This is a genomic window from Nonomuraea fuscirosea (genome assembly GCF_035917475.1).
Classification (GTDB): domain Bacteria; phylum Actinomycetota; class Actinomycetes; order Streptosporangiales; family Streptosporangiaceae; genus Nonomuraea; species Nonomuraea fuscirosea.
This window is the reverse complement of sequence record NZ_CP109074.1, coordinates 1062801-1089097: the sequence shown is the minus strand read 5'-3', so window position 1 is coordinate 1089097 and position 26297 is coordinate 1062801. Positions and strand designations below refer to the sequence as shown.

Genomic DNA, 26297 nt, shown 5'->3' with positions numbered 1-26297 from the left:
CGACCCTTCGTTCACGCCGTGGCCGACCCCCGAACCCCCACACGTGGTGCACAAGGAGTAGCTCATATGGAGACAGCACAGAAGCGCCGGAGAAAGGCGCCCAAAGTGGCTGTCGCGGCAGTGGCCCTGTTCCCGCTCAGCCTCACCGCGTGCGGCGGAGCGGCCGCTTCCGGCCCGAAATCACCGAACACGCTGACGATCCAGGATTACTACGACGACGCCTTCGACCCCATCTACGACGCGTGCGCGAAGAGCACCGGCGTGCGGGTCGAGATCAACCACGTGCCCGGCCCCGGCCTGATCCCCAAGGTCCTCCAGCAGAGCTCCTCCCGCACCCTGCCCGACGTGCTCATGCTGGACAATCCCGACGTGCAGCAGATCGCCGAGTCCGGCGCCCTCTCACCGCTCGGCGACTACGGCCTGCGCGGCGAGGGCATGGGCCCGGCCGTGGTCAAGGCGGGCACCTACGACGGCACCCTGTACGGGCTCGCCCCCGCCGTGAACACGCTGAGCATCTTCTACAACAAGGAGCTGTTCCGGGCCGCCGGCATCACCGCCCCGCCCAGGACGTGGGACGAACTGCGCGCGGCGGCGAAACGGCTGACCACCGGCGACCGCTACGGCTTCGCGATGAGCAACATCAACACCTACGAGGGCTCGTGGCAGTTCCTGCCGTTCATGTGGGGCAACGGCGGCACCGAGCAGGACATCACCACCCCCGAGACCGTGCAGGCACTGCAGTTCCTCGTCGATCTGCAGGCGGACGGCTCGATCTCCAGGAGCTCCATCATCTGGAGCCAGGACGACGTGATCGACCAGTTCCTGGCCGGCAAGGCCGCGATGGTGGTCAACGGCCCGTGGCAGATCCCCACGCTCCAAGAAGACAAGAGCATCGACTGGGGGACGTTCGCCATTCCCACCCGGCTGGCCACGCAGCCCACCGTCGCCCCGCTCGGCGGTGAGTTGTTCACGGTGCCGCGCACGGGCGACCGGGCGCGGATGTCCCGGGCCGGGCAGTACGTGAAGTGCCTCGTCTCACCGGACCGCCAGCTCCAGACGGCGCAGGTCAGGCAGACCGTCCCGGCGGACCCGGAGGTGGCCGAGCGGGCGGGCCGGGCCAATCCGGCGATGGCCACGTTCGTCACGACCATGCGGACCGCGCGCTCGCGTACCGCGATCCTCGGGCCCGACTGGCCGAAGGCGGCGACGAAGATCTACAACGCCGTGCAGATCGCGCTGACCGGCAAGGCCGCGCCGGCGCGGGCGCTGCGGCAGGCGCAGGGCGAATAGCCGCGCGCCGAAGACCGTCCGGCGGGACCGGTGCCGGCCCGTCCCCCCGCAGCCGACCGACCCAGACCTCGCAAAGGAGTGGCCAGGTGACCTCGGCCGACCTCAGCCTTCCCGCCACGGCGGGCGACCGGCGCGCGACCGCCCTCAGGCAGCTGCTCCGCCGCGCCACCCCGTGGCTGTTCTCCCTGCCCGCCGTCGTCTTCGTGGCGATGTTCTTCGGCTATCCGATCGTCCAGAACGTCGTCATGAGCTTCCAGGAGTACACGACCTCGACGTTCTACAGCGGCCAGGCCCCCTGGGTCGGGCCGGCCAACTACGTGACGATCCTGTCGAGCTACCTGTTCACCACGACCATGGTGAACACGGCGCTGTTCACGATCGGGTCGATCACCTTCCAGTTCGTGATCGGGCTCGCGCTGGCGCTGTTCTTCCGGCGCAACTTCCCGCTGAACGGGTTCCTGCGCTCGATGCTGCTGCTGCCCTGGCTCATCCCGCTGATCGCCTCCAGCGCGGTCTGGAAGTGGCTGCTCGACCAGGAGAGCGGCGCGCTCAACCAGTTCCTCGGCCTGTTCGGCGTGCCGGCCGTGCCCTGGCTGGTCGACCCGACGCTCGCGCTGATCGGCGTGATCGGGGTCAACATCTGGCTGGGCATCCCGTTCAACGTGGCCATCCTCTACAGCGGCCTGCAGGCGGTCCCGAAGGAGCTGTACGAGGCGGGCTCGCTGGACGGCGCGATCGGCTGGCGCGCGTTCCGGCACATCACCTGGCCGAACCTGCGCTCCGTGGTCACCGTCGTCCTGGTGCTCGGCGTCGTCTACACGCTCAAGGTCGTCGACATCATCCTCGGCCTGACCGGCGGCGGCCCGGCCAACTCCACCCAGACGCTGGCCACGAACGCGTACAACAAGTCGTTCGTCGAGTTCAACTTCGGCGAGGGCGCGGCGATCAGCAACATCCTCATCGTGGTCTCGCTCGTCTTCGCCCTGGTCTACCTCTTCATCTCGCGCCGGGAGCCCACCGCGTGAGTCCCGCGACGAGCCGCTGATCGGAAGCCGAACCATGAACCACCCATCGACCGCGCGCCGGCTGCCCATGACGGTGCTGGGCGTCTTCTTCCTCGCCGTGATGATCTTCCCCGTCTACTGGATGGTCAACAGCAGCCTCCAGGCCGGCTCGGGGGCCGCGACCAGTGACTTCTTCCCCGTCCACGCGACCTTCGAGGGTTATGCGACGGCGCTCACCGAGCAGGGCGGCAACTTCGTCACGAGCCTGCTCATCGCCCTCGGCACCGTCGCGCTGACGCTGGTCATCGCCACGCCCGCGGCCTACGGCCTGGCCCGCTTCCGCACCCGCGGCGGCACCGCCTTCCTGCTGGTGCTGCTGATCACCCAGATGATCCCGGCGATGGTCATCGCCAACGCGCTCTATCCCCTGTTCAACTCGCTCTTCCTGATCAACAACGTCTTCGGTCTCATCCTGGCCAACACCGCCGCGGGCATCCCGTTCGCGATCCTGCTCATCCGCGCGTTCATGGGCTCCATCCCCCAGGCGCTGGTGGAGGCGGCGCTGGTGGACGGCGCGGGCAACCTGCGGGCGTTCGTCTCGATCGTCGTGCCGATCAGCAGGAACGCGATCGTCACCGCGGCCCTGTTCACCTTCCTGTCGGCGTGGAGCGACTTCCTCTTCGCGCTCACGCTGACCAGCACGCCCGAGGTCCGGCCCATCACCCTCGGCATCTACGACTACATCAGCGCGAACTCGCAGGACTGGGCCACGGTGATGGCCACCGCGGTGCTCGCCTCCATCCCGGCCGGCCTGCTGCTGATCTTCGCCCAGCGCTACATCGCGGCGGGAGCCGTCAGCGGCGCCGTCAAGTAATCATCGAAGAAGGGACTGTCATGGGAGCCATTCACGTCACGGTCTGGGGTGAGAACCGGCACGAGCAGGTCGAGCCGAAGGTCGCCGAGATCTACCCGGACGGCATGCACCACGCCATCCGGCGCGGCATCGAGGCCCGTCTGGGCGAGCGGGCCACCGTGGGCACCGCCACGCTCGACGATCCCGAGCACGGACTGACCGAGGAGGTACTGGCCGGCACCGACGTGCTCACCTGGTGGGGGCACGCCGCGCACGGCGAGGTGGCCGACGAGGTGGTGGAGCGGGTGCACCGGCACGTGCTGTCCGGCATGGGGCTGCTGGTGCTGCACTCGGGCCACTGGTCGAAGATCTTCACCAAGCTCATGGGCACCACCTGCACGCTGCGCTGGCGCAGCGAGAACGATCGCGAGCTGGTCTGGACGGTCGCCCCCGGCCATCCCATCGCCCGCGGCGTCCCCCACCCCATCGAGATCCCCGCCCAGGAGATGTACGGCGAGCAGTTCGACATCCCGGCGCCCGACGAGCTCGTCTTCATCAGCTCCTTCACCGGCGGCGAGGTGTTCCGCAGCGGCTGCACCTTCAGGCGCGGCAACGGCAAGATCTTCTACTTCAGCCCCGGCGACCAGGACTACCCGGTCTACCACCATCCGGACGTGCTCCAGGTCATCGCGAACGGCGTCGAGTGGGCGGCCGGCGACCGGTCCAGGCGTGAGCTGCCGACACTCCTGCGCTACGACAGCGGCGACTTCTTCACCGGGCACGGCTACCGCGGCGCCATGGAGAACAAGGAGGCCGGGTGAGCACGGTCCGGGTCGTGCAGGTCGGGGCGGGCTCGATGGGGATGGCCTGGCTGCGTACGCTGACCGCCTCCCCTGACGTCCAGGTGGCCGGGGTCGTGGACCTCGACGTGGCGCGGGCGGCGGAGGCCGTGCGCTCGGTCGGCGGCGCGGCCGAGGTGAGCGCCTCGCTCGGCGACCTGCTGGCGGCGACCCGGCCGGACGCCGTCGTGAACGTCACCGTTCCCGAGGCGCACACCGAGGTCAGCGTCGAGGCGCTGTTCGCCGGCGTGCCCGTCCTGTGCGAGAAGCCGGCCGCGCCGACGCTGGCCGAGGCGCTCGTCCAGGCCGCGGCCGCGCAGGCGTCCGGGCGGCTGCTGATGATCAGCCAGTCGCGCCGCTACTACGCCGCCCTGGCCGCCTACCGGGAGCGGATCACCGCGCTCGGGCCGCCCGGCCTGCTCACCACCGGCTTCTACCGGGCCCCGAGGTTCGGTGGCTTCCGCGACGAGATGCCGCAGCCGCTGCTCGTGGACATGGCCATCCACGCCTTCGACGCGGCCCGCTACCTGCTCGGCACGGAGCCGGCCTCGGTCGTGTGCGAGAGCTGGAATCCCTCGTGGAGCTGGTACCGCGGGGACGCCGCCGCGACGGCGACGTTCCGCTTCGACGGCGGCGCCCGCTACGTCTACAGCGGCAGCTGGTGCGCGGACGGGCTGGAGACGTCGTGGAACGGCGAGTGGCGGGCGGCCGGCACCGGCGGGAGCGCGACGTGGGACGGCGAGGCCCGGGTCACCTCCAGCGTGGACGGCGTCACCGACGTGCCGCCCGGCTCCAATGAGCAGATCGCCGGGGCGCTGGCGGAGTTCGTCACGGCGCTGCGGACCGGGGCGGAGCCGTCCGGGTCCATCGCCCGCAACCTCGGCAGCCTGGCGATGGTCGAGGCGGCGGTCTGCTCGGCCGAGTCGGGCGGGGTCCGGGTGGAGCTCGCCGACCTGCTGGAACGCGCGTACCGCGACGCGCTGGCCCTGCCCGTCCGGCCGGAGATCCGCGAGCGGCTGGCGTCCTGGGGGACGGCCGCGCCCGCCCGCACGCCCGCCGGGACGGGCTGAGAGCACCCGGCCGCCGCCCGCCTTCCGCCGGAACGGGAGGCGGGCGGCGGCCGGCGGGTACGGCGGTCAGCGGGTACGACGGTCGGGCAGCATGTCGTCATCGGGCAGGCTCGCCGCCTCCGGCAGCCGCCGCGCCTGCGGCACCTCCGCCCAGCGCAGCAGCGTGGCGGTCGCCGCCTGCCGGTCCGCCTCACTCAGCCGCGCGATGCTCGCCCCGTGGTTGGAGCCGGGCGCGACGTAGAGGTAGGAGTCACGCCGGCTCGGGGTGAACCGTTCCGCGCTCCACGGGTCGTTCTGCCCGTAGACGAAGAGCATGCGCTCCGACCGCGTCCGCACCCAGTGGTCCACGTCGAGCATCGGGCGCGGATCGTGCCGGGAGCGCAGCTCGGCGGGCAGCACCGAATTGGGCTGGTAGAGGCCGCGGTGGCGGATCAGCCCGCGCAGGTGCGCGAACTCCAGGTCGGGCCAGCCGAGCTGGGTGGCCGCCTGGTAGTAGTACGGCCAGTAGTACTCTAGGCCCTGGTCGGTGTAGAAGCCGAAGAAGGTGACCGCGTCGATCCAGGCGTACAGCTCCTCGTCCGTGGCGCTCGCGGGCGGCACGGCGGCGCAGTCCGCCTCGGACATGTACTGCCAGAACGCCCACGCCGTGTCGAGGATCGTCATCTCGAACCCGCGGTCGGCGCTGCCGAGCGTCCTCGTGAACGTGTAGCCGTTGCGCGCCGCGTCGGCCTCCAGCAGCGCCACCATGCGGCCGCGGCGCTTGAGCGCCTCCCGTTGCACGGTCCGCAGCGCGGCGCGGCAGGCGGGGGTGCCGACGCGGTCGAAGAAGCGGTCGTAGGTCTGGTCCGCCTGGTTCACCGGGTCGTCGGGCGCGACGTAGGCCACCACGCCGTCCACGTCGCCGGGGTAGAAGCGGCGGTGGTAGACCGACGTCATGCCGCCCTTGCTCGCTCCGGTCTGTAGCCACTTGCCCGAGTAGACGGTCTTGAGCGCCTGGACGATGCGGTGCTCGTCGGTCGCCTCCTGCCAGATCGTCAGGTCGTCCCAGTCGGCGGGCGACGGGCGCGAGGGGGTGAAGAAGCGGTGCTCGACGGAGACCTGGTTGCCGTCCACCAGCCGGGTCGGCTCGGTACGGGAGGCCGTGGGGGCGGCGGGCAGCCCGTACCCGCCGGTGTAGAGGACGACGGGCGCCTCGGCCGAGCGGTGCAGCAGGGTGAGCCGCTGCTGGAAGGTCCCCTTGCGGGGGTGGCGGTGGTCGGCCGGCTGGGTGAAGGTCAGGACGAAGAACCGGTAGCCGGCCGGCTGGGTCTCCGAGACCACGGTGAGTCCGGGGATGGCCTTGAGCCTGTCCAGCAGGTCGTCCTGCGCCGCGGCAGGAGGAGCGTTGAGCGTGAGGGCCGTCACGACGGCCAACGCGGCCGCCAGCACGGCCAGAAACCGGGATCGCACGGTATGCCGCTCCTTGAGGGGAGGAGGACCAGTATCGCCCGACCGTATACCGATCATTCCCGCCCGAACAGCCTCCCGCCGCTCCCGCCACCCCGCCGCTACGTCGCGTTCAGCGCGGGGGCGCTGACTCGTGCCGAGCGGGGCGACCAGGTCAGCCCAAGGTGGCGCGTTCGCAGGACGGGGTGCCGTTCAGGTGGACGGTCGCCGTGTCGCCGCCGGGCAGCGTCAGGACGACCAGGTCGTCCCCCTCGACGCGCACGCCGGGCGACGCCGGCGGGGCCCCGGCCAGCCAGACGAGGCTGACGTAGACGGCGGTGCCGCCGGGGTGGTCGCCGATCGCGTACGGGGTGGCCGAGCAGCGGCCGAAGGCGTTGGCCCCCTCGGCCGTGACGATCCCCGTGCCCGCGTACCCGTGCAGCGGCCGCACCCCGCTGCCGAGGCCGTCCGGCCGCCTGACCTCCCCTTCCTTCTGGTCGAGCGGCACCGGGGCGGCCAGGGCGTGACCGCCGTCGCGCACCTGACGCCCCTCGGGGGCGGTGACCCGGTGGATCCTGATCTCGGCCGCGCCGTCCACGACCGAGGCCGTCACCACCCGGACGGGACCGTCCTGGTAGGCGGAGGCGGCGAAGCGGTCGGCGACGGCCAGGGGCTCGATCCGCCGCCTGAGCGAGGCGGCGCCGTCGGGGGCGAGGACGGCCAGGTGGTTGTCCACGCCTCCCGTCTCGGGTCCCGAGTGGCTGGTGTAGGCGAACTTGAGGTAGTGCGGGTCGGGGATGTCCTGGTCCTGGACGCGGTCGCGGTCGCTGCCGTGGTTGATCAGCCGGACCACGCCGTCGTCGCGGGTGGCGTGCAGCAGCCAGCCGGGCGCGGGCATGGCGAGCGTCTGGTCGGCCAGGTCGACGGGCGCGGCCTGCTCGGGCGCCGTCCAGACGGGGTGCTCCGGGGGCAGCAGCAGGCCGAGGAACGCCTTGCTCGCCCAGTACGGCGACGCCGGGCCCGAGTACGACTGCGTGACCGGCTCGAAGGCGTCGTACCAGCCGAGGGTGAGCAGGCCGCGCTCGTCGGGCGCGCCGTGCTCGGCGAAGTGGCGCAGCGCACCGCTGGCGATGCGCCGGGTGCGGCCGGGCGGCAGCGGCGTGGCGCCGGTCAGCGCGCCCAGCCAGAACGGGACGACCGTGGCGAACCGGTACGTCAGCGACCGCCCCTGGTGCACAGGACCGCCGTCGGCCGCGAAGAAGTGCTGGTACTGGCCCAGGAAGCGGTGCAGCCGGGCGGCGTAGAGCTCCTGGCGGGCGGTGTCGCCGGCCATCCTGGCCCACAGCGACGGGTAGAGGTGCATCGCCCAGCCGCAGTAGTAGTCGAAGTTCTTGCCCTGGCCGTCGGAGTACCAGCCGTCGCCGGCGTACCAGTCCTCGATGCGCTCCAGGCCGCCCTGGATCTCGGCGGGTTCGTACGGCCCGCTCACCTCGGCCAGGAACTGCTCGACGACCACCCGGAACAGCACCCAGTTGTTGTCCGGGGTGCGCCGCCCGATGAACCCGGCCAGCCAGGCCACCACCCGCTCCCGCTCGGCCGGGGCCAGCCGGTCGAACAGCCACGGGCGGGTCTCGTGCAGGGCGAGCGCGATCGAGGCGGCCTCGACGAGCTGCTGCGACATGTCGGTCAGCGGCGGCCAGGCGTGCGGGTGAGCGGGGTCGGTTCCGGCCACCAGGCCGCTCGCGTACCGCTCGATCAGCGCGGGCGGCACCCGGCCGCCCGCGCCGGCGATCCTGAAGGCGGCGAGCAGGAACGTGCGGGCGAACCCCTCCAGCCCGTCACTGACCGGCCCCGACCTGCTCGCCCGGCCCGGCAGGCGGAACTGGGCGAAGCCGTCCGTCGCGTACGGGAGCACGGAGTCGAGCAGGTGGTCGGCCATGGCCTCCCAGTGCGCCCGGGTCCAGCCGGTATGACCGGACAGGTGGTCGTCGGGCGGCGGGCGGCGAAAAGACATGAAGCGGAGGATACTACGCCGGTAAACGCTTACCGATCGCGGTGCCGCGCGGTGAGACGGCTTCGCCGGCCAGTCCTGCCGCGCCCGTCCTCCCCGTGGCTCAGCCGCCGCGGCAGGCGCTGCGGATCTGGTAGAACCACGACAGGTACTGGGAGTGCACGTCACGGCCGCTGATCCGAAGCAGGGAGTCGTCGGCGTTCTCCAGCGTGGTGAAGTTCGCGCTGCCGGTGTAGACGCGGGGCGTGATGCCGCCGTCGTACGCGCCGTCGATCATCATCAGCTTCGTGTGCGGCACCACGGAACGATTTCCGACGGTGAACCGGCACGGCCTGACCTGCAGATACTTGCCGTTCGACGCCTTGCGGGCGAGCAGTCCCCTGATGTGGTCGGTGACGTTCCGCTTCGCGGGGTCGTCGTAGTAGACGATGTCGATCCAGCAGTTCTCGCCGCGCAGCCGGATCAGCTCGTCGGCGATCTCCTTCCTGGCGGCGTTCCAGGCCGTCAGGGCCAGGCGGACGTCCGTCTGCCGCTGCACGCCTTCGGCGTCCTTGTAGCCGCACTTGACCAGCTTGAGCACGTTGACGATCGGGTCGCCCGCCGAGCTGAGCCGGGGGAAGAAGTGCCCCTTGTACGTGGAGCCGGTGGGAGTCGTCCAGAAGTAGTCGGGGTTGACCGGCTTGAGGCGGCCGGCGCGCAGGTCCTTGAAGTAGCGGACGTAGCCGTCGTAGACCGTGGCGTCGGAGAGGGTGAACCCGTCGTTGTAGGAGTTGTACAGGTACCAGTTGGACAGGTTCGACGAGCTCTGGAAGACGACCTTGTCGTAGGTGGCGCCGCCGGCGATGACGCGGGAGAAGGTGGCGAACTTGTCGTGCAGGTAGTTGCGGGCGATGCAGCCTCGGTCGAGGTCCTGGCTCGGGTACTCGCAGCGCACCGCCCACGAGGCGGCCGTCTCCGTGGTGCCGAGCGCGGCGCTGAGCTGCCCGAAGACGGCGTCGTTGCCGCCGTCGTCCTGGCTGTCCATGATCACCTGGACGCCGGCGCCCCGCTCGTGCGCGGCGATCAGGGACGCGGCCACCTCGCTCGACCGGTCGCCGGGGGCGAACTCGTGCATCGCGAACCGGATCTCGCCGCCCGCGGGGACGGCCTTGATGAGCCTGATGAGCTGGTCCATGACGGCCGACTGCGCGGCGCTCGGGCTGCCGGCCACGCCCGAGTCGGCCGTCGGGTCGTTGAACACCGGCGCGTTCATCACCGGCGGCCCGCTCACGTCGGCCGCCGCCCCCGTGACCGGCGCGGCGGTGAAGGCTGAGGCCAGGAGACAGGCCAGGACGGTGGTTCGCTTCATTCGCATGAGGGGCTCCTGTACGAGATCGCGGACGCCTGGGCGCACCACCGCATGATCCCGCCTCCGGGCGGCACGCGGCCGGCGATCCGCATGATGCGCCCGATGCCGTTGAGCCCTCGTTGAGCATCCGTTGAGCCCGCCCGCCGCGCCAAGAGCCCCGAGCCGACCGCGCCGCAGCGGGCCGGGCGCGCCGTCAGCGCAGCGTGCGGTTCAGTTCGCGCAGCGCGCGGGCGGCGGGCGTGCCCGGGTCTCCCGTGATGAAGACGACCTGCTGATCGTCGTCGGGAACCACGAGAATGTCGCAGTTCACCCGCAGCGTGCCGCCGCCCGGATGCGGCACCGTCTTGGTCCGGTGGCCCGGCGCGTGCACCGGGTCGCTCTCCCAGAGCTCGACGAACTCCGCGCTGCCCACCCGCAGCTCGCGCAGCAGCCCGGCCAGCGCCGCGTCCCGCGGATACCGCTCGGCGGCCCGGCGCAGGCGGGAGACCACGACGCGGCCGAACTCCTCCCTGCCGGAGCTCTCGGGCAGCGGGCCGGTGCCCAGGAAGCGGCGGCGGGCCAGGTTCGGCTCGGTCTCGAAGTCGCCGCCCAGCAGGATGCGGGCGAGCGGGTTCGAGGCGATGACGTCGTAGCTCGCGTCGGTGACGATGGCGCCCGCGTCGGGGATGCGGTCGAGCAGCCCGGACACGTCGGGGCGGACCCGGCGTACCGGGCCGGGCGGCGGCGCGGGCGGCGCTCCGGCGAGCTGGAACAGGTGGGTGCGCTCGGCGCGGTCGAGCCGCAGCGCGCCGGTGAGCGCGTCGAGGACGCGCGGCGACGGGCGGGGCCCGCGCGCCTGTTCGAGCCTGGCGTAGTAGTCGACCGACATGTTCGCCAGCTCGGCCACCTCTTCCCTGCGCAGCCCCGGTGTCCTGCGCCGCCGGTCGGCGGGCAGCCCCACGTCGGCGGGACGCAGGCCCTCCCTCCGTGCCCGCAGGAAACGGGCCAGCTCCCGTTTGGCCACGTGCCTCTCCCTTCACTTCCAGGGATCGGTAGTCCCTGGCTGGGCCCCTGCCGCCGATGGCATCGTCGAAGCTATGAACGACTTCGTGGCACCGCAGGATTCCACCGCGCTGGTCACCGGCGCCAACAAGGGGATCGGCAAGGAGATAGCCCGGCAGCTCGCGGACGCGGGTTTCACCGTCTACGTCGGCTCGCGCGAGCTGGGCCGGGGCGAGCAGGCGGTCAAGGAGATCGGCGGCGATGCCCGGCCGCTGGTCATCGACGTCACCGACGAGGAGAGCATCGCCGCGGCGGCGCGGGCGGTGGACAGCCTGGACGTCCTGGTGAACAACGCCGGGATCATGGCCGACGACGCGAAGGCGCCCGAGGCGTCGATGGACGGCTTCCGCCGTACCTACGAGACGAACGTCTTCGGCGTGCTCGCCGTCACGAACGCCTTCCTGCCCGCGCTGCGCCGCTCCCCCAGGCCCAGGATCGTGAACATCTCCAGCGGCACCGGATCGTTGACCCAGAGCGCGGACCCGTCGCACCCGTTCGCGGTCTCCGTCGGCTCGGCCGCCGCCTACCGCTCGTCCAAGGCGGCGCTGAACGCCCTGACGCTCTACTACGCGCAGGCGCTCGACGCCGAGGGATTCAAGGTGAACGCCCTCGCCCCCGGGCTGCGCAAGACGGATCTCACCGCGCGAGCCGCCTCCGGCGGCGACCCGGCCGAGGCCGCGGAGGCGGCCGTGCGGCTGGCCCTGCTCCCCGACGACGGCCTCACCGGAGCGTTCGTCTCCTGGGACGGGAGCACCGTGCCCTGGTAGCGGCCGAGGGGACGCGAGCGCTCCCGGCCGGCGGGAGAATTGGCTGACCATCCGGAAGGGCGCCTCGCGCTGAGGCCGCTCTCGTGAGACGGAGTGAGTGCCATGCCCCCCGCACCCGCGCGGTTGCTCGCCCTGCTGGCCGCGGCGACGGTGCTGGCGGGCTGCGCGGTCCCCGGCGGCGCGGCGTCCGCCCCGGCCGACCCGTCTCTCGACCTCGCCACCACGACCCTGCTCACGAGCTTCGACACCGAAGACGCGACCGTCGCCACGCTGCCGTACTTCCAGGCGGTCTACGACACTTTGATCAGGCGGGAGCCGGACGGCACGCTCAGCCCCATGCTCGCCACCGGATGGGCCTACGACGCCGCCAGGACCGCGCTGACGCTCACCCTGCGCACCGGCGTGCGGTTCGACGACGGCACTCCTTTCGACGCGAGCGCGGTCAAGGCGAACCTGGATCACCTGCGGCGGGGCGACGGCGCCGTGGCCACCGTGCTGGCCGGGGTCGAGGCGGTCGAGGTGGTTGACGCCAGGCGGGTGAGGCTGGTCCTGCCGGAGCCCGACCCGGGGCTGCTCCCCTCGCTCAGCGGCCCGGCCGGCCTGGTGGCCGCCCCTTCCGGGCTGCCCGGCGAGGGGCTGCGGATCGACCCGAGCGGCACCGGCCCGTACGAGCTGGACCGGGCCAGGACGGTGGCCGGCTACACGTGGGTGTTCACGAGGGCGGCGGACTACTGGGGCGCGCGGCTCCCCTACGACACGATCACGTTCGGCTACCTCCCCGACGAGAGCGCGATCGTGAACGGCCTGACGGCCGGCCGGTTCGACGCCGCCCTGCTCCGCGACCCGGCCCAGCAGGCGGCGGTCAGGAACGACCCCAGGTTCAGCACCGTCGAGCAGGTCGCCGACCTCCAGGGCCTGCTGCTGTTCGACCGCGCGGGCACGGTGACGCCCGAGCTGAAGGATCCCCGGGTGCGCCGGGCGCTCAACTACGCCGTCGACCGCCCGACCCTGCTGAGCAAGCTCAGGCAGGGCCGCGGCCAGGTCACCGGCCAGGTCTTCGGGCCGCGCACGGCCGGCTACCGGCCCGAGCTCGACACCTACTACGCGCTCAACCGGGCCAGGGCGCGCGAGCTGCTGGCCGAGGCCGGGCTGGCGAACGGATTCACGCTCAGGCTGCCGCGCGACCCGGCGGTCGTGAGCCCCACGCTGGCCGCCCTGCTCCGGGCCGATCTGGGCGCGGTCGGCGTGGAGGTGGTGTGGGAGCCGCTCGACCACGGCTCGGCCCTGCGGCGGATCCTGCTGGAGCAGGCGTATCCGGGGCTGGTCATGAATCTGCGTCAGTCGGCCGACGACTGGGCCGTGCTGCGCGACCTGGTGCTGCCGGGGACGCTCAACCCGTCCGGCTACACCGACGCCACGGTCAGCCGGCTGCTGCCGAAGCTCAGGGACAGGCCGGCCGAGGCCGATTTCGAAGCGCTCAACCGGCACCTGGTGGAGGACGGCTGGTTCGTGCCCTTCTTCCGGATGACGTACCTGCACGTGTCCGACGGCTCGGTGACGATCAGCCCGCAGGACTGCATGGCGACGCCGTCCCTCTACGGCTACGCGCCCGCCCGGTGACGGGCCCGGGTCAGCTGAACCCGTTGGGGCACAACCAGCCGCGGATGGTCGCGGGGGCGCTCCTGAGCAGGGACGGCTGGTCGGTCAGCGAGCAGAAGTTGCTGCCGTACTCGCCGTCGGTGAAGCCGCCGGTGTTCCGGGTCGCGACCAGTTGCACGCCGCCGACGCTCGGCGACTCGATCTTGGCGGCCACCCACTTGCCCCAGCACTTCCTGCCGGTGACGCGGGCGTCGGCGGGCAGGCTGCCCTGGTTCATCCGCTTCAGGTAGCTCAGCACCGCGGACGCGCTCGCGCACGGGATGAAGGGCCGTCTGGTCCGGCTCGGGGTCGGGGTCTCGCTCTCCTCGGGAGTCTTCTCGGGGCTCTTGCTGCTCTTCTCGGGGGTCGGCTCGGCGGTGTCGTCGGGAGTCCGCTCCGGGGTGTCGTCCGGCTCGGGGGTGTCGGACGGCGTCTCGCCGGAGCTCCGCCCGGCGGCTTCGGCGGTTGCGGGGGACCCGTCCGGGGACACCAGCGCGCCCAGCACTCCGGACGAGCTCACCGCGATCACCACGCCGGCCACCACGACCGCCGTGACGGCCGCCGCCGCCGGCCAGAGCGGCATCGTCATCCGCTTCCCGCCCCCGGCCGGGTCGGCCGCGCCCGCCCTGATCGCGGCCGTCCTGGCGAGGAGTTCGTGCGCGGCGGGCCGGGCCGCGCGGTCCTTGGCCAGGGCCGCGCGCACCAGGGCGCGCAGCGGAGCGGGCACCTTGGACACGTCGGGGTCGGTGCTCATGACGCGGTAGGCGAGCACCTCGGGCGGCCCGGTGCCGAACGGCGGCCGCCCCGTCGCGGCGTACGTCATCAGCGCGCCCCACGCGAAGACGTCGGCGGCGGCGTCGGCCTGCTCGCCCCGGTACTGCTCGGGGCTGATCCACCCCGGCGTGCCGATCAGGCCGCCGGTGCCGGTGAGCCCGCTCTCGTCGAGGGCCCGCGCGATGCCGAAGTCGAGCACCTTCGCGCCGGACGCGGACAGGATCACGTTGCCCGGCTTCAGGTCGCGGTGCACGACGCCGGCCCGGTGGATGTCGGTCAGCGCCTCGGCGATGTCCACGCCGAAGTCGGTCAGCCGCTCGTACGCCAGCGGGCCGCCGCCGCGTACGTGGGCGGTCAGGGTCGGGCCGGGGACGTACTCGGTGGCCAGCCACGGCGGCATCGCGGCGGTGTCGGCGGCGAGCACCGAGACCGTGCACCGGCCCCGTACCCGGGACAGCATGTCGACCTCGCGCACGAAGCGGGCGCGGAAGTCGGGGTCGGCGGCCAGCCCGGGATGGATGACCTTGACCGCGACCCTGGCGCCGTCGGGCGCGGTGCCCGCGTAGACCACGCCCATGCCGCCGGCGCCCATCCGGCCCGCGATCCGGTAGGGGCCGATGACCTCGCGCTCGTCCGCCGTGAGGGGGCCGAAGCCGCCCGGGTCGCTCATCGAGGCTCCCGATCGCCGGATCACCGAACAGGGTGATCCTACTGATCAACGCGGGCCGGCCGACGGTCCGGCAGCTCATCGAGGCCCGGATCCCGCTGGAGGTCGGGATCGATCAAGAACGCCGTGCACGGGCCCGAGGACATCTCCCCCGTCGGCATGGCCGCCGCGATCCACCTGGACCTCGCCGTCCACAACTCTGGTAGCCGTGCTCAGAAGTACTGGCCGATGTGGAACTCACGCACCACGAGCGGCAGCGCGGCCCGGCTGAGCACCTTGACCTTCCGCAGGCCGCTCGGCTTGTGGATGCTCACCTTGACGCACTTCATCCGCACCTCGTGATCCCCCGGGGGTGCGTAGCGGGAGATGATCACGGCCCGCCTGCCGAAGCCCCGGCTCGTCAGGCCCACGCCGACCTCGCGGTAGCGGCGCCACGAGCCCTTCAGCATGAACGCGGTGGAGCCGAGGATCGCGTGGTTCGCCTCGGCAGGACAGTGCAACAGCACCCTGAGGACGTCGTTCTGGTGCGGCGCCTCGGGCGAGATGCGGAACGACGTGAGCTTGCGCCACTTCGGCTGGTCGTCGTCGGAGTCGTCGGTGGCGGCGGTGGCGGCGGTGGCGGCGGAGTCGTCGGTGGCGGCGGCGGGCGAGGTGGTCAGGGAGATGACGGCCAGCGGGACGGGCAGGGCGAGCGCCGCCGTCGCCCTCGTGATGGACCGCATGCGCCCCCTCGCAGATGGTGCTCAGACTGCTGCCCATTGTGACGAACGTGACCCCGCCCCGGCCTGCGCCACGCCGGACGCCGCCTCGTCAGCCCTTGTCTCGGTTCTGGAGCGTACGGCGTACGGCATCCTCGGACCGGCCGATCACCGCCGAACCGTCGTCGGCGGTGATGATCGGGCGCTGGATCAGGATCGGGTCCTTCGCCAGCGCCGCGATCCACCGGTCCCGGTGGGCGGCGTCGCGTGGCCAGGCGTCCATGCCCAGCTCGGCCGCCCGCGCCTCACCGGTCCTGGTGATGTCCCACGGTTCGAGGCCGAGCCGGGCCAGGACCTCGCGCAGCTCCGCCTCGCCCGGCGGGTCCTCCAGGTAATGCCGCACGGTGTAGTCGGCGGCCTCGGCGTCCAGGACCGACAGGGCGGAGCGGCACTTCGAGCACGCGGGATTGATCCAGATCTCCATGGCTCACGACCGTACCGGCCGGCCTCAGCCGAGGACGGTGAGCAGGACGAGCACGAGCGTGACGACGGCCAGCACTCCGTGCCCGATCACGACCGCGATCGGGAAGTGCCGCTCGGCCGGCGCGACGGCTCCGGCGGCGGCCCCGGGCGCGGTCCCTGGGGCGGTGGCCTGGAAGGCGGCGGTCGCGGGCGCGGACGTCTCAGGAGCTGCGCTCCCGGGGGCTGCGGCGCGGTGGACCGGGATCCAGCGGCCCAGCATGACGAAGCCCAGCAACGCCACCGGCACCAGCAGGACCAGCGCCGTCCAGCCGAGGGCGGCCGAGCCGGTCGCCAGGTAGAGGATCCAGGCGACCAGCCCCGCGGCGGCGAGCAGCAGATGCCCGAAGACCACGGGCGAGGGCAGCCGGGTGGGGGCGCCCTCGTCGCGGCGCAGGCCGCCCCGGGAGATCCAGATGCCCAGCATGGCGAAGCCGCCGAGCGCGGTGACGATCCAGGTGATGAGTGCGGCGATGTCCATGATCCTCCTTCGCGGATCAGGTGCTGATCAGGTGTGGAAACCTTCGGCCTGCGTCTTCTCGTCGGCGACGCGGACGCCGTACCGGTAGGCGAGCTTGCCTCCCAGGTAGCCCGAGACCGCCAGGGCGGCCAGGCTGACGGCCGCCAGGGCCACCTGCCCGGCGGGGACCGGCTCGGCCGTGGCGCCACCGGCGGCGCGCCAGGCCCAGGCCAGTCCGTACGCGGCTGTGACCGTCAGGTTGAGGCACATGTGCACGATGCCCGTGCGGTACGCGGCGGTCCCCCGCTCGATGCCGAGGAAGTCGAGGAACCCGAACAGGGCCGCCCCCAGCGCCCCGATCACGCCCGTCGCGATCAGCCAGAGCGAGCCCCTGACCAGGAAAGCCGGGTCGGGCACGACGTACGAGGCGAGGTCGAAGACCAGGCTGGTCACCCAGGCACCGATGGGCACGGTGACCAGGATCGGATGGAACGGATGCCCGTACGGGCCGGCGAGAGCGGTCGCCGGGCGCTTGGCGCGATGCAGTGGACTGGTCACGGCCCACCTCCTATTTGCCAATAAGTTTTAGCTTTATTCGATGGAAGGTCTATGGCCGCACAGTTAGAGGAGGCTGTCTTCATCATTTGACCCACCAGAATGGGTGTTACTGTCACCTCATGAGCTCAGCGCTGGAAGCCGTCGCGGTGCTCGGCGACGATCTGCGGCGCCGCCTCTACGACCACGTCCGCCGCTCGCCCGCCCCCGTGACCCGCGACGAGGCCGCCCGCGACGCGGGCATCTCGCGCAAGCTCGCCGCCTTCCACCTGGACAAGCTGGTCGCCGTCGGCCTGCTCTCCGTCTCCTACGCCCGTCCGGCCGGTCTGCGCCGCGCAGGCCGTACGCCCAAGGTGTACGCGCCGGCCGAGACGAGCCTGCAGATCAGCATCCCGCCGCGTGAGCACGGCTTGCTGGCCGGCATCCTGCTGCGGGCCGTACGCCACCAGGCCCCCGGCGAGAGCGGCACCGACGCGGCGCTGCGCTCGGCCGCCTCTCACGGGCGGTCGCTGGGCGCGGCCGACCGCGACCGGCTCAGCCCGGGGCGGCTCGGCCCGGAGCGGGCCCTCACCTACGTCGCCGACCTGCTCGAACGCCACGGCTTCGAGCCCGCCCGCGACGCCCCCACGCGGATGAGCCTGCGCAACTGCCCGTTCCACCCGATGGCGGCCGACGACCCCGACCTCGTCTGCGCCATCAACCACGCCTTCGTCTCGGGCCTCCTCGACGGCCTCGGCGCCACCACCCTCGACGCCACCCTCGCACCGAAGCCCGGCAACTGCTGCGTCACCCTCGCCGCCCGGCCACCATCCCCCTGACCGGAACACTGCGCGTCCGACCAGGACACCGTTCACCCGAACAGGACCCGTCTACCGGACCAGACCATCCGCCTGACCAGAACTCGTCCACCCGACCAGGACTTCGCCGGCCCGGCCCGGGCACCGTCCGCTTGACCTTGACACCGGCGTCAATGTCTACCCTTGGTGTCCGTCCCTGCTTCGACGAACGGACTCCCATGACCTCCGACCACGGCACTCCCGGCGGCGCCTCCCCCGGCACTCCGCCCGACTCCGTCCGCGACATTCTCCTCGATCACGACCAGAGCTTCTTCGACGCCCTGGTGAGCGGCGACGCCGGTCGCCTCAAGGAGCTGCTGTCGGACGACTTCCTCCTCGTGGGCGTCGAGGACGGGGCCGTCGCCGACAAGGAGACGGTGATCGGCCTGGTCGCGTCCGGGTCCCTGGAGTTCCCCCGGATCGAGTCGTTCCCCGGCGAAGCGGTCGTGCGGGTGGTCGGGGACGTGGGGATCGTCGTCGGACGTACCGGGATGTACTTCACCAACCCCGACGGCACCCCGTTCAGCGCCGCGAGCCGGTACACCCACGTGTACGCCGCCTCCTCCCCCGGCCTCTGGCACCTCGTCTCCGCGCAGGGCACCACGATCAAGGGATGAGGGTCTGAACGGCGGCGGACCGGGATCGAGTACGGGCTCATCGCCTGACCGCCCCACCGGGACGGGCCCACCCGATCGGCCGGGCGAACCACCCGTAACGGTCACCCGAAGCCGTCCTGACGTGGTCGGCCGAAGCCTCATAATGAGGGACCGGCCGACCGTGGCAGGAGAGGAGAACGGGTGAGCCATCCTGCGCCGACCGAGACCGCTGAGCCGGTCGTCGGGCGCCGTGAGCGTAAGAAACAGGCCACGCGAGCCGCGTTGCGCGACGCCGCGCTGCGCCTGTCGCTGCGGCACGGCGTCGAGAACGTCACGGTCGAGCAGATCGCCTACGAGGCCGACATCGCGCTGCGCACCTTCTTCAACTACTTCTCCAGCAAGGAGGAGGCGGTGGTGGCCTCGCTGTCGTCCGGGGCAGAGGTGCTCATCGCCGAGTTCCGGGCCCGGCCGCTCACCGAGTCAGTGCTCCAGGCGTTCCGCGAGGCGGTGCTCACCGTCATGAACCGCAGCGACGCGGCCGGTCGCGACTACCTCGCGGTGATGCGGCTGGTCCGGAAGGCGCCGTCGCTGGTGCCGCAGAAGCTGGCCGTGCTCGCCGCCCAGGAACAGGCCCTCGCCACCGCGATCGCCGACCGCCTCGGCCTCCCCCCTCCTGGCCACGGTCCGGGGAACGGCCCGGTCTATCCGGCGGTGTGCGCGGCTGCGGTACTGTCGGCGCTTCGTGTCGTCCTGGATCAGTGGCTGCTGCCGGGACCCGGCCCAGAGCTGACGCCGTCCATGGCCGTACTGGGCAAGCAGATCGACGAGGCCATCGCCGAACTGGCCACCGGCCTCGACCGCCACCGCTGACCTCCAGCCCGAACCCGACCCTCTGGCCTCCGCCTTGAACCCGACCGTCTGACCCCCGGCCCGATCAGGACGGCTGGCCCATCAGCGGTCGGCCAGGTTCTTCACCCAGGCGGACACGCTTCCCATGAGCACGTCGAGCTCCCGGCGCAGCTCCGTGTTCTCCTCGCGCAGCCCGGTGTTCTCCGCGCGGATCTCGGCGTTCTCGTCCCGTACGGTCGCGCACTCGCCGCGCAACTCCAGGTTCACCCGGCGCAGTTCGGCGTTCTCCCTGCGCAGCCAGCGCAGCTCGGCCAGCTCGTCCGCCGTCGGCCGGTCCTGCGGCAGGTACGCGGGCGACGGGTCCGGACGACCGGCCCCCTGAGGGGCGACCCGCTCCTCGCGCGACCGGAACGCGTCCCCCCAAGGCCCGAGCTCCTCGTGCACGATCGGCACGGGCTGCGCCACCCGCCCGAACGGCTGAGTCGCCTCGCCGGACGAACGCCGCCCCGGCTCACCATCCGCCACCCGCACGTCGCCGGCAGAAGCCCGATACGAGAACCCGCCACCGGCCCCCGCACCGGTACTCGCACCCGCACCCGCATCGGCACCCGCACCAGCACTGGAGTCTGCACCGGCATCGGCAATCGCATCGGCATTCGCACCCGCACCGGCGTAAGACCCGGCGGCCGACCGCGGGCCACTGGCCAAATGCGCACCGCTGGCTGAGTGCGGGCCGTCGGCAGGGAGCGGGCCGGTGGCCGAGTGCGGGCCACTGACCGAGTGAGGGCCGGCGGCCGAGTGCAAGCCGTTGGCAGAGAGCAGGCCACTGGCCGAGTGCGGGTCGGCGGCCGAGTGCGGGCCGGCGGCCAGGTCGGCGGCAGATCCAGCGGCTGGCCCAACTGCAGGCCCGGTGGCCAGTCCGGCGGGAGGTCGTGGGGTGGTGGGGCGGGGGTTGGGGAGGGTCAGGGTGACGAAGGAGGCTGCGAGGGCGACGCCGCAGCCGATCAGCAGCGCCGTACGGAAGCCGCCCTCCGACGGCAGGCTGTGCCCGCCGAGCGTCGTGCTCATCTGGGCCAGGACGACGCCCACCACGGCGGCGGAGACCGAGGTGCCGATGGAGCGCATGAGCGTGTTGAAGCTGTTGGCGGAGGCGGTCTCGGTCTGCGGTACGGCGCCCATGATGAGCGCCGGCATGGCGCCGTAGGCGAGCCCGACGCCGATGTTGGCCACGCAGCTGGCGATCATCAGCCCCCAGGCCCAGTCCATCAGCCCCAGCGAGGCCCCGTACCCGGCCGCGATGACCAGCGCCCCGGCGAACAGGCTGATCTTGGGCCCCCGGGCGGCCGACAGGCGGGCACCGAGCGAGGAGACGGCCATCATCATCAGCCCGGCCGGAGCCAGCCACAGCCCGGCCGCCAGCATCGACTGGCCGAGACCGTACCCGGTGGCCACGGGGAGTTGCAGGATCTGCATGACGACCAGCGACTGCGCGTACATCGCGAAGCCGACCAGGATGGAGGCCAGGTTGGTGAAGAGCACCTGCGGCCGGGCGGTCACCCGCAGGTCCACCAGCGGGTCCCGGACGCGCAGCTCGAACAGCCCCCACAGCAGCAGGACGACCACGGCGGCGCCGAGGAGCCCGAGGGTGGTGCCGCTGGCCCAGCCCCAGTCGGCGCCCTTGGACACGCCGAGCAGCAGGCAGACGAGCGCCGTGCCGAGCCCGACGGCTCCGACGACGTCGAGGCGGCCCCTGGCGGTGGCGGGCGTGGCCGGCACGAGGGTCCAGATCAGTACGGCGACCAGCACGCTGAGCGCGGCCGAGCCCCAGAACAGCATCCGCCAGTCCGCGTACTCGGCGACGGCGGCGGAGATGGGCAGGCCGAGAGCGCCGCCGATGCCCATCGAGGAGCTCATCAGCGCGATGGCGGGGCCGATCCGCTGGGGCGGCAGCAGGTCGCGCAGCGCGCTCACCCCGAGCGGGATCATGCCCACGCCGAGCCCCTGCATGCCGCGGCCGACGATCATGGGGATCAGCGAGCCGGACAACGCGCACACGACGGAGCCGGCCATGAGGGGGATCGAGCAGACGAGCATCATGCGGCGCTTGCCGTACAGGTCGCCGAGTTTGCCGACGACGGGGGTGGCGACCGCGCCCACCAGCAGCGTCGCGGTGAGCACCCAAGAGGTGTCGGCGGCGCTCGCGTTCAGCAGCCGGGGCAGCTCGCCGACCAGGGGCACCACCAGGGTCTGCATGAGCGCACCCACGATGCCGGCCACCGCGAGCACGCTGACGATCCCGCCGCCGGAACGCACGGCAGGCGCAGAGTGCACCATTCATCCCCCTCTTACCTGTTTATGCCGAATGCACCATACACACGCTATGCTCCATGCACAACTTGTGCATGATGCACATCACAGGCCAGCGGACGAAGAAAGAGACGGCTCGTGAACCAGTCCGTACGCGCGCTCGAGTACGAGGCCATGCTGCTGTGGCGGCACCGCGACATGAGGCAGCACAGCGCCCGCGGCGACGACCGGCACCTGGACCGCAGCGCCTACGTCCTGCTCAGCCGCCTCGAACTCGAAGGAGCGATGTCGATCGGGCAGCTCAGCGAGGCGTTCAAAGTGGCTTCTTCGACCATCAACCGGCAGAGCGCGGCCATGCTCTGCGCCGGGCTGGTGGAACGCATCCCCGACCCCGAGGGTGGCATCGCGCGCAAGTTCCGCGTCACCGAGGAGGGGCGGCGCCGCCTGAACGAGGAGCGGGACCGAAACGTGCGCGGGCTGGAACGCATCCTCGCGGGCTGGAGCGAGGAGGACACGGCCGCCTTCGCCGCCTATCTCAGGCGGTTCAACGCCGGGATGGCGAGCCTCGCGGCCAAGAGCGCACCCGGCCCTCTCGCCGGACGGCTCGGCGCGGATGCGGAAGCGGAAGCGGAAGCGTAGGGCGAGAAGGTCAGCGGGCGGGACGGGGCCAGGGGCGGCCTTCGAGCCGTTCGATGTCGGAGTTGAAGCGCCGCAGGTAGCCGGCGAAGGCCGCGGTGTCCTCCTCGCTCCAGCCTTCGAGCACCTTCTCCAGACCCTGGATGTTCTGCAGGCGCTCGGCCCGCAGGCGGTGCTCGCCCTCCTCGGTGACACGGAACTTGCGCGCGATGCCGCCTTCGGGGTCGGGGATGCGCTCGACCAGGCCGGCCCGCATCATGGCGGAGGTCTGCCGGTTGAGCGTCGAGGGGTCGAGCCGGAACGCCTCGCTGAGCTGGCCGATCGACATCGGCCCGTCGAGCTCCAGGCGGCTGAGCACGATGTACGCGCTGCGGTCGAGATGTCCGCCGTCGGGGTGAAGACGTGGCGCGGACAGGTAGCGGTGCCGCCCGAGCAGCATGGTCTCGTACTCGATGCGGTCGGTGGACTTGTCCATGGCCGGTCTTGATCCCTCCTCGCGGCCAGCCTACACAGGGACGCCCCCACCCGAGCCTGACATACCGGACGCGGATTGTCCGGAACGGCACCTAACATGCGGCCATGACCGAGCACCAGGCGGCAGGCCGGGCGGCAGGACCGGCCGGCCGGGCGGCAGGACCGGCCGGCCGGGGGCCGATCGCACCCGAGCGGCTCACCGTCGTCCCCGCGAACGAGGCGTCCTGGGCGGATCTGGACGCGATCTTCGACGCCAACGACGCCCGCCGCTGCCGCTGCCAGCGGTTCAAGGTGGCCGGCTGGATCTGGCGGGACACCACGCTGGAGGAGCGGGTCGCGATGTTGCGCGCCCAGACCGCCTGCGACGACCCGGCCGCGCCGATGACCAGCGGGCTGGTGGCCTACGTGGACGGGGAGCCCGCGGGCTGGGTGGCGATCGAGCCGCGCCCGGCGTACGTGAAACTGCGCAACTCCCGCATCCCGTGGGCCGGCCGGAACGAGGACCGTGACGACGACGGCGTTTGGGCGGTGACCTGCTTCGTGGTCCGCCGGGCCTACCGAGGCCGCGGGCTCACGTATCTCCTCGCGCGGGCCACGATCGGCTTCGCCCGTGACCGCGGCGCGCGGGCGCTGGAGGCGTACCCGATGGTCACCCATGCCGGCAAGGAGATCACCTGGGGCGAGCTGCACGTGGGTGCGCGCCAGGTGTTCGAGGAGGCGGGCTTCGCGGAGATCACCCATCCGACGACGCGACGGGTGGTCATGCGGCTCGACTTCACCCCCTGATCGAGTCCGGAAACACGCTCCCCACCCGACCAGAACCTGATCATTTACAACGCTGTCGGGTAATCTGCCGAAATGGACGCCGACCCCCGGATCGACCACACGAAACCGCATTCCGCACGGGTCTGGAACTACCTGCTCGGCGGCTCCGACAACTTCCCGGCCGACCGCGAGGCCGGTGACGGGCTGCTGCGCATGTTCCCCGACTTCGCGCAGGTGGCCGGGTTGCAACGCGAGTTCCTGCGGCGGGCCGTGACCTATCTCGTCGCCGAGGCCGGCGTACGCCAGTTCCTCGACCTCGGCTCCGGCCTGCCCACCGCGGACAACACCCACGAGGTCGCGCAGCGCCTGGCTCCCGAGTGCCGCGTCGTCTACGTCGACAACGATCCGCTGGTGCTCCCGCACGCCCGCGCCCTGCTGTCCGGCACGCCCGAGGGCAGGACCGACTACATCGAGGCCGACGTCCGCGACGTGGACGCCGTGCTCGGGCAGGCCGCCGCGACGCTCGACCTGTCGCGGCCGGTCGGCCTGATGATGCTCAGCATCGTCGGCCAGGTGCCGGGCACGGGACCGGCCACCGACCTCGTCCGCCGATACGTGGCGGCGCTGGCGCCGGGCAGCCATCTGGCCCTGTCGGACGGCGTGAACGTCAATCCGGCGCTGGTGGAGGCGGTGAGCGCCTACAACGCGCGAGCCGCCTTCCCCTACACGCTGCGCACCCCCGGCCGGCTGGCCGACCTGTTCGGCGGGCTCGACCTCGTGCCGCCAGGCGTGGTGTCCACGCCGCTGTGGCGCCCGCCGCCCGGCCAGGACCCGCCGCCGGCGGTCAACGCGGTCTGCGGCGTGGCACGCAAGCCCTGATCGACACACCCGAGGGTGGTCAGCGTCTGAAGGTGGACAGGAGCCGGGCGAGCGCCGGTCGGCGCGGTGCCAGCCAGTCGGCGATGTCGGCGACCACGGCCGCGTCGACGTGCTGGGGCCGGTCGTAGTCCGCGGGCGTGGACGGTCCTGAGCCGGGGAAGAACAGGTGGTCGTCGGCGACGTGCACGCGGATGGTGACGTCTTCGCGGTGGCCGAGGCCCGCCTGCCAGCCCGCGAGGTCGTCGGCGACGGTGACCTGGTAGTCGCGGCCGCCCTGGAGGATGAGCATCGGCTTGTCCAGCGCGGCCGCGGTCGCGACCGGGTCGTAGTCGCGCAGGTCGAGCCAGTACGCCCCGGAGTAGCCGAACGGCAGCTCCGCGGCGGGGGTCTCGGCCGACAGGTGCGGGCTGTCGACACGTGCGGCCTGCCGCGTGATCGCCTCGACCGCGGCCTGCGCGCCGGGATCGAGCGAGGCGAGATGGCGGACGACGCGGACGGCGGCCCGGTGCATGGGCTGGGTGTCGGCGGCCAGGAGCACCAGCCCGGCCACCGACGGCTCGGCGGCGGCAACCCGCGGGGCGACCTTGCCGCCCATGCTGTGGCCCGCGACGAACACCCGCGCGGCGTCGACGGCGGGGTGGCTCTGGAGCAGGTGGACGGCCGCGACGGCGTGCGGGACGTACTCGTCGCTCATCGTGAAGCCCGGGTCCGCGGCCACCTGGGCGGCGTGGGTGTGGGTCACCTTGTCGAAGCGCAGCACGGCCACGCCGCGGCCGGCCAGCCCCCAGGCCAGGTCCTTGAGGGGCTTGTTGGGGCCGGTGGTGGCGTCCCGGTCGAACGGCCCGCCGCCGCTGAGCAGCACCACGGCGGGCCACGGGCCGCGCCCGCGCGGCAGGCTCAACGTGCCGGGTACGGCCGGCGTGCCGGAGCCCACGGTGACCTCGTGCTCGTCGAATCTGCTGCGGCGGGCGTACGGCGGCGGCGTCCACGATTCGGTGAGCGGTGGCTTGAGCTGCAGATCCTGCAGCAGGCCGACCTCGTCGACCGCCATGACCACCGTCAGCCCGCCACGTTCGCACGTCACCGGGACGCTCACCTTGACCAGATCGGCCTTCCCGATCACGGTCACCCAGCTCTCGGGGGCCGGCTCGCTGATCGGCGCACCTACCTCGCCGATCGCCCCGAGCCTGGAGAGCTGACTCTCCCAGCCGACCTGCAGCGTCTCGGCGGAAGCCACCGCCCGCAGCGCCGGGGCGAACGAAAGCTCGATGTCGGCGAAGCGTCCGCTCCGCGCCATCTCGACGACCGCCGTGGCGATCGCCGCCGGATCTGTTTCCCTGATCATTCCGGCACCCTGCTTTCTACTGTTTTGCGAACGGTAACACACCATGAGAACGTTGCATCGTGGACACTTTGGAGCTACTGGCACACCCGGTGCGGCTGCGGATCGTGCACGCGATGCGCGGAGAGCGGGAACTCACCATCGGCCAGTTGTGCGCGCGGATCCCCGACACCTCGAAGGCCATGGTCTACCGGCACGTCGACCTGCTCGCGGCCACCGGGATCCTGGAGGTGGCGGGCGAGCGGCGGGTGCGCGGCGCGGTGGAGCGCCGCTACCGGCTGAGCCACGGCCGAGCCGTCCTCGACGCCGACGTGCTCACGGCCATGACGCCCGACGACCACCGGCGCACCTTCGCCACGGCGCTGGCCGTCCTGGTCACGGAGTTCAACGCCTACCTCGACCGCGAGGGCGCCGACCCGGTGGCGGACCTCGTCGGCTACCGCCAGCACGCCGTGTGGCTCACCCGCGACGAGCTGGAGACGATGATCCGCGAGTTCCGTCGCGTGATCCTGCCGCTGCTGGGCAACCAGCCGACGCAGGAGCGCACTCAGCACCTGCTCAGCCCGATCTTCTTCCCGGTCGAACAGCCACCCTCCGACGCCGAGTCGTCCTGACCCAGGCGCGCGACTCCGGACCCTCGGCAGGCTTTGTATA

26 protein-coding genes are annotated in these 26297 nt (G+C 72.1%); 14 read left to right on the top strand and 12 right to left on the bottom strand.

Annotated elements, in window-relative coordinates; translation table 11 throughout:
- Positions 1-105: 105 nt before the first annotated feature.
- The 5 genes from OIE67_RS04855 (at position 106) to OIE67_RS04835 (ending at position 5056) form a co-directional block, all read left to right on the top strand.
- On the top strand, positions 106-1290 hold the full coding sequence (locus OIE67_RS04855; RefSeq protein WP_326637051.1) for a sugar ABC transporter substrate-binding protein: 1185 nt from the start codon (positions 106-108) through the stop codon (positions 1288-1290).
- An 86-nt stretch (positions 1291-1376) separates the two neighbouring features.
- Positions 1377-2315, top strand: a complete 939-nt coding sequence (locus OIE67_RS04850) for a carbohydrate ABC transporter permease (protein WP_326637049.1) — start codon at positions 1377-1379, stop codon at positions 2313-2315.
- Positions 2316-2349: 34 nt separating this feature from the next.
- Positions 2350-3168 (top strand): carbohydrate ABC transporter permease, encoded by an 819-nt coding sequence (locus tag OIE67_RS04845; RefSeq protein WP_326637046.1) that lies wholly within the window; start codon positions 2350-2352, stop codon positions 3166-3168.
- Positions 3169-3188: 20 nt separating this feature from the next.
- Positions 3189-3968 (top strand): ThuA domain-containing protein, encoded by a 780-nt coding sequence (locus OIE67_RS04840; protein WP_326637044.1) that lies wholly within the window; start codon positions 3189-3191, stop codon positions 3966-3968.
- On the top strand, positions 3965-5056 hold the full coding sequence (locus OIE67_RS04835) for a Gfo/Idh/MocA family protein (protein WP_326637042.1): 1092 nt from the start codon (positions 3965-3967) through the stop codon (positions 5054-5056). The genes OIE67_RS04840 and OIE67_RS04835 overlap by 4 nt, the downstream gene beginning before the upstream one ends.
- A gap of 66 nt (positions 5057-5122) precedes the next feature.
- Here OIE67_RS04835 and OIE67_RS04830 read toward each other — a convergent pair whose 3' ends face one another.
- The 4 genes from OIE67_RS04830 to OIE67_RS04815 form a co-directional block, all read right to left on the bottom strand.
- Positions 5123-6505 (bottom strand): S28 family serine protease, encoded by a 1383-nt coding sequence (locus OIE67_RS04830; protein WP_326637040.1) that lies wholly within the window; start codon positions 6503-6505, stop codon positions 5123-5125.
- A gap of 151 nt (positions 6506-6656) precedes the next feature.
- Entirely contained in the window at positions 6657-8495 is a 1839-nt protein-coding gene (locus OIE67_RS04825; RefSeq protein WP_326637038.1) for a DUF2264 domain-containing protein, read from the bottom strand.
- A 100-nt stretch (positions 8496-8595) separates the two neighbouring features.
- Positions 8596-9846, bottom strand: a complete 1251-nt coding sequence (locus OIE67_RS04820; RefSeq protein ID WP_326637036.1) for a phospholipase D-like domain-containing protein — start codon at positions 9844-9846, stop codon at positions 8596-8598.
- A gap of 187 nt (positions 9847-10033) precedes the next feature.
- Positions 10034-10843, bottom strand: coding sequence for a helix-turn-helix transcriptional regulator (locus tag OIE67_RS04815; protein ID WP_326637034.1), 810 nt, complete (start codon positions 10841-10843; stop codon positions 10034-10036).
- Between the two features lie 73 nt (positions 10844-10916).
- On the opposite strand from OIE67_RS04815, the gene OIE67_RS04810 reads away from it, so the two are divergent.
- Both OIE67_RS04810 and OIE67_RS04805 read left to right on the top strand, forming a co-directional pair.
- Entirely contained in the window at positions 10917-11648 is a 732-nt protein-coding gene (locus OIE67_RS04810; RefSeq protein WP_326637032.1) for an SDR family oxidoreductase, read from the top strand.
- A gap of 102 nt (positions 11649-11750) precedes the next feature.
- Positions 11751-13268, top strand: coding sequence for an ABC transporter substrate-binding protein (locus OIE67_RS04805; protein ID WP_326637030.1), 1518 nt, complete (start codon positions 11751-11753; stop codon positions 13266-13268).
- Positions 13269-13278: 10 nt separating this feature from the next.
- Here the strand turns inward: OIE67_RS04805 and OIE67_RS04800 are convergent, their stop codons facing one another.
- From OIE67_RS04800 to OIE67_RS04780, 5 genes are all read right to left on the bottom strand, one after another.
- Complete coding sequence (locus tag OIE67_RS04800; RefSeq protein WP_326637028.1) at positions 13279-14730, bottom strand: serine/threonine protein kinase; 1452 nt, start codon at positions 14728-14730, stop codon at positions 13279-13281.
- Between the two features lie 209 nt (positions 14731-14939).
- Positions 14940-15449 (bottom strand): hypothetical protein, encoded by a 510-nt coding sequence (locus tag OIE67_RS04795; RefSeq protein WP_326637026.1) that lies wholly within the window; start codon positions 15447-15449, stop codon positions 14940-14942.
- A gap of 88 nt (positions 15450-15537) precedes the next feature.
- Positions 15538-15909, bottom strand: coding sequence for an arsenate reductase family protein (locus OIE67_RS04790; protein WP_326637024.1), 372 nt, complete (start codon positions 15907-15909; stop codon positions 15538-15540).
- A 24-nt stretch (positions 15910-15933) separates the two neighbouring features.
- On the bottom strand, positions 15934-16425 hold the full coding sequence (locus OIE67_RS04785; RefSeq protein WP_326637022.1) for a hypothetical protein: 492 nt from the start codon (positions 16423-16425) through the stop codon (positions 15934-15936).
- 27 nt (positions 16426-16452) lie between these two features.
- A complete protein-coding gene (locus OIE67_RS04780; RefSeq protein ID WP_326637020.1) occupies positions 16453-16962 on the bottom strand; it encodes a DUF2231 domain-containing protein in 510 nt (169 codons plus the stop codon).
- Positions 16963-17081: 119 nt separating this feature from the next.
- Here OIE67_RS04780 and OIE67_RS04775 point away from each other — a divergent pair, with 119 nt between their 5' ends.
- The 3 genes from OIE67_RS04775 to OIE67_RS04765 all read left to right on the top strand — a co-directional run bounded on the left by OIE67_RS04775 (position 17082) and on the right by OIE67_RS04765 (position 19261).
- Positions 17082-17777 carry a helix-turn-helix transcriptional regulator gene (locus OIE67_RS04775; RefSeq protein ID WP_326637018.1) on the top strand — a complete coding sequence of 232 codons (696 nt, stop codon included), beginning with the start codon at positions 17082-17084 and terminating at the stop codon, positions 17775-17777.
- 197 nt (positions 17778-17974) lie between these two features.
- Complete coding sequence (locus tag OIE67_RS04770; protein WP_326637016.1) at positions 17975-18412, top strand: nuclear transport factor 2 family protein; 438 nt, start codon at positions 17975-17977, stop codon at positions 18410-18412.
- Positions 18413-18592: 180 nt separating this feature from the next.
- Positions 18593-19261: a TetR/AcrR family transcriptional regulator gene (locus OIE67_RS04765; protein WP_326637015.1), complete on the top strand. Its 669-nt coding sequence runs from the start codon at positions 18593-18595 to the stop codon at positions 19259-19261.
- Between the two features lie 81 nt (positions 19262-19342).
- On the opposite strand, the gene OIE67_RS04760 is transcribed toward OIE67_RS04765, so the two are convergent.
- A complete protein-coding gene (locus OIE67_RS04760) occupies positions 19343-21574 on the bottom strand; it encodes an MFS transporter (protein ID WP_326637013.1) in 2232 nt (743 codons plus the stop codon).
- A 111-nt stretch (positions 21575-21685) separates the two neighbouring features.
- On the opposite strand from OIE67_RS04760, the gene OIE67_RS04755 reads away from it, so the two are divergent.
- A complete protein-coding gene (locus OIE67_RS04755) occupies positions 21686-22186 on the top strand; it encodes a MarR family winged helix-turn-helix transcriptional regulator (protein ID WP_326637011.1) in 501 nt (166 codons plus the stop codon).
- A 10-nt stretch (positions 22187-22196) separates the two neighbouring features.
- Here the strand turns inward: OIE67_RS04755 and OIE67_RS04750 are convergent, their stop codons facing one another.
- Positions 22197-22658: a MarR family winged helix-turn-helix transcriptional regulator gene (locus OIE67_RS04750; RefSeq protein ID WP_106238630.1), complete on the bottom strand. Its 462-nt coding sequence runs from the start codon at positions 22656-22658 to the stop codon at positions 22197-22199.
- Between the two features lie 104 nt (positions 22659-22762).
- On the opposite strand from OIE67_RS04750, the gene OIE67_RS04745 reads away from it, so the two are divergent.
- Positions 22763-23443 (top strand): GNAT family N-acetyltransferase, encoded by a 681-nt coding sequence (locus OIE67_RS04745; protein ID WP_326637008.1) that lies wholly within the window; start codon positions 22763-22765, stop codon positions 23441-23443.
- Positions 23444-23515: 72 nt separating this feature from the next.
- Complete coding sequence (locus OIE67_RS04740) at positions 23516-24301, top strand: SAM-dependent methyltransferase (RefSeq protein WP_326637006.1); 786 nt, start codon at positions 23516-23518, stop codon at positions 24299-24301.
- A 19-nt stretch (positions 24302-24320) separates the two neighbouring features.
- On the opposite strand, the gene OIE67_RS04735 is transcribed toward OIE67_RS04740, so the two are convergent.
- Positions 24321-25646: an alpha/beta hydrolase gene (locus tag OIE67_RS04735; RefSeq protein WP_326637004.1), complete on the bottom strand. Its 1326-nt coding sequence runs from the start codon at positions 25644-25646 to the stop codon at positions 24321-24323.
- Positions 25647-25705: 59 nt separating this feature from the next.
- Between OIE67_RS04735 and OIE67_RS04730 the strand changes: the two genes are divergently transcribed.
- Positions 25706-26257, top strand: a complete 552-nt coding sequence (locus OIE67_RS04730; RefSeq protein ID WP_326637002.1) for a helix-turn-helix domain-containing protein — start codon at positions 25706-25708, stop codon at positions 26255-26257.
- The last annotated feature ends 40 nt before the right edge of the window (positions 26258-26297 follow it).

Coding starts and splice junctions, on each gene's coding strand:
- OIE67_RS04735 (WP_326637004.1), bottom strand. CDS start 25,646: ATGATCAGGGAAACAGATCCGGCGGCGATCGCCACGGCGGTCGTCGAG.
- OIE67_RS04820 (WP_326637036.1), bottom strand. CDS start 9,846: ATGCGAATGAAGCGAACCACCGTCCTGGCCTGTCTCCTGGCCTCAGCC.
- OIE67_RS04750 (WP_106238630.1), bottom strand. CDS start 22,658: ATGGACAAGTCCACCGACCGCATCGAGTACGAGACCATGCTGCTCGGG.
- OIE67_RS04800 (WP_326637028.1), bottom strand. CDS start 14,730: ATGAGCGACCCGGGCGGCTTCGGCCCCCTCACGGCGGACGAGCGCGAG.
- OIE67_RS04790 (WP_326637024.1), bottom strand. CDS start 15,909: ATGGAGATCTGGATCAATCCCGCGTGCTCGAAGTGCCGCTCCGCCCTG.
- OIE67_RS04840 (WP_326637044.1), top strand. CDS start 3,189: ATGGGAGCCATTCACGTCACGGTCTGGGGTGAGAACCGGCACGAGCAG.
- OIE67_RS04740 (WP_326637006.1), top strand. CDS start 23,516: ATGGACGCCGACCCCCGGATCGACCACACGAAACCGCATTCCGCACGG.
- OIE67_RS04825 (WP_326637038.1), bottom strand. CDS start 8,495: ATGTCTTTTCGCCGCCCGCCGCCCGACGACCACCTGTCCGGTCATACC.
- OIE67_RS04810 (WP_326637032.1), top strand. CDS start 10,917: ATGAACGACTTCGTGGCACCGCAGGATTCCACCGCGCTGGTCACCGGC.
- OIE67_RS04760 (WP_326637013.1), bottom strand. CDS start 21,574: ATGGTGCACTCTGCGCCTGCCGTGCGTTCCGGCGGCGGGATCGTCAGC.
- OIE67_RS04745 (WP_326637008.1), top strand. CDS start 22,763: ATGACCGAGCACCAGGCGGCAGGCCGGGCGGCAGGACCGGCCGGCCGG.
- OIE67_RS04845 (WP_326637046.1), top strand. CDS start 2,350: ATGAACCACCCATCGACCGCGCGCCGGCTGCCCATGACGGTGCTGGGC.
- OIE67_RS04795 (WP_326637026.1), bottom strand. CDS start 15,449: ATGCGGTCCATCACGAGGGCGACGGCGGCGCTCGCCCTGCCCGTCCCG.
- OIE67_RS04785 (WP_326637022.1), bottom strand. CDS start 16,425: ATGGACATCGCCGCACTCATCACCTGGATCGTCACCGCGCTCGGCGGC.
- OIE67_RS04775 (WP_326637018.1), top strand. CDS start 17,082: ATGAGCTCAGCGCTGGAAGCCGTCGCGGTGCTCGGCGACGATCTGCGG.
- OIE67_RS04770 (WP_326637016.1), top strand. CDS start 17,975: ATGACCTCCGACCACGGCACTCCCGGCGGCGCCTCCCCCGGCACTCCG.
- OIE67_RS04805 (WP_326637030.1), top strand. CDS start 11,751: ATGCCCCCCGCACCCGCGCGGTTGCTCGCCCTGCTGGCCGCGGCGACG.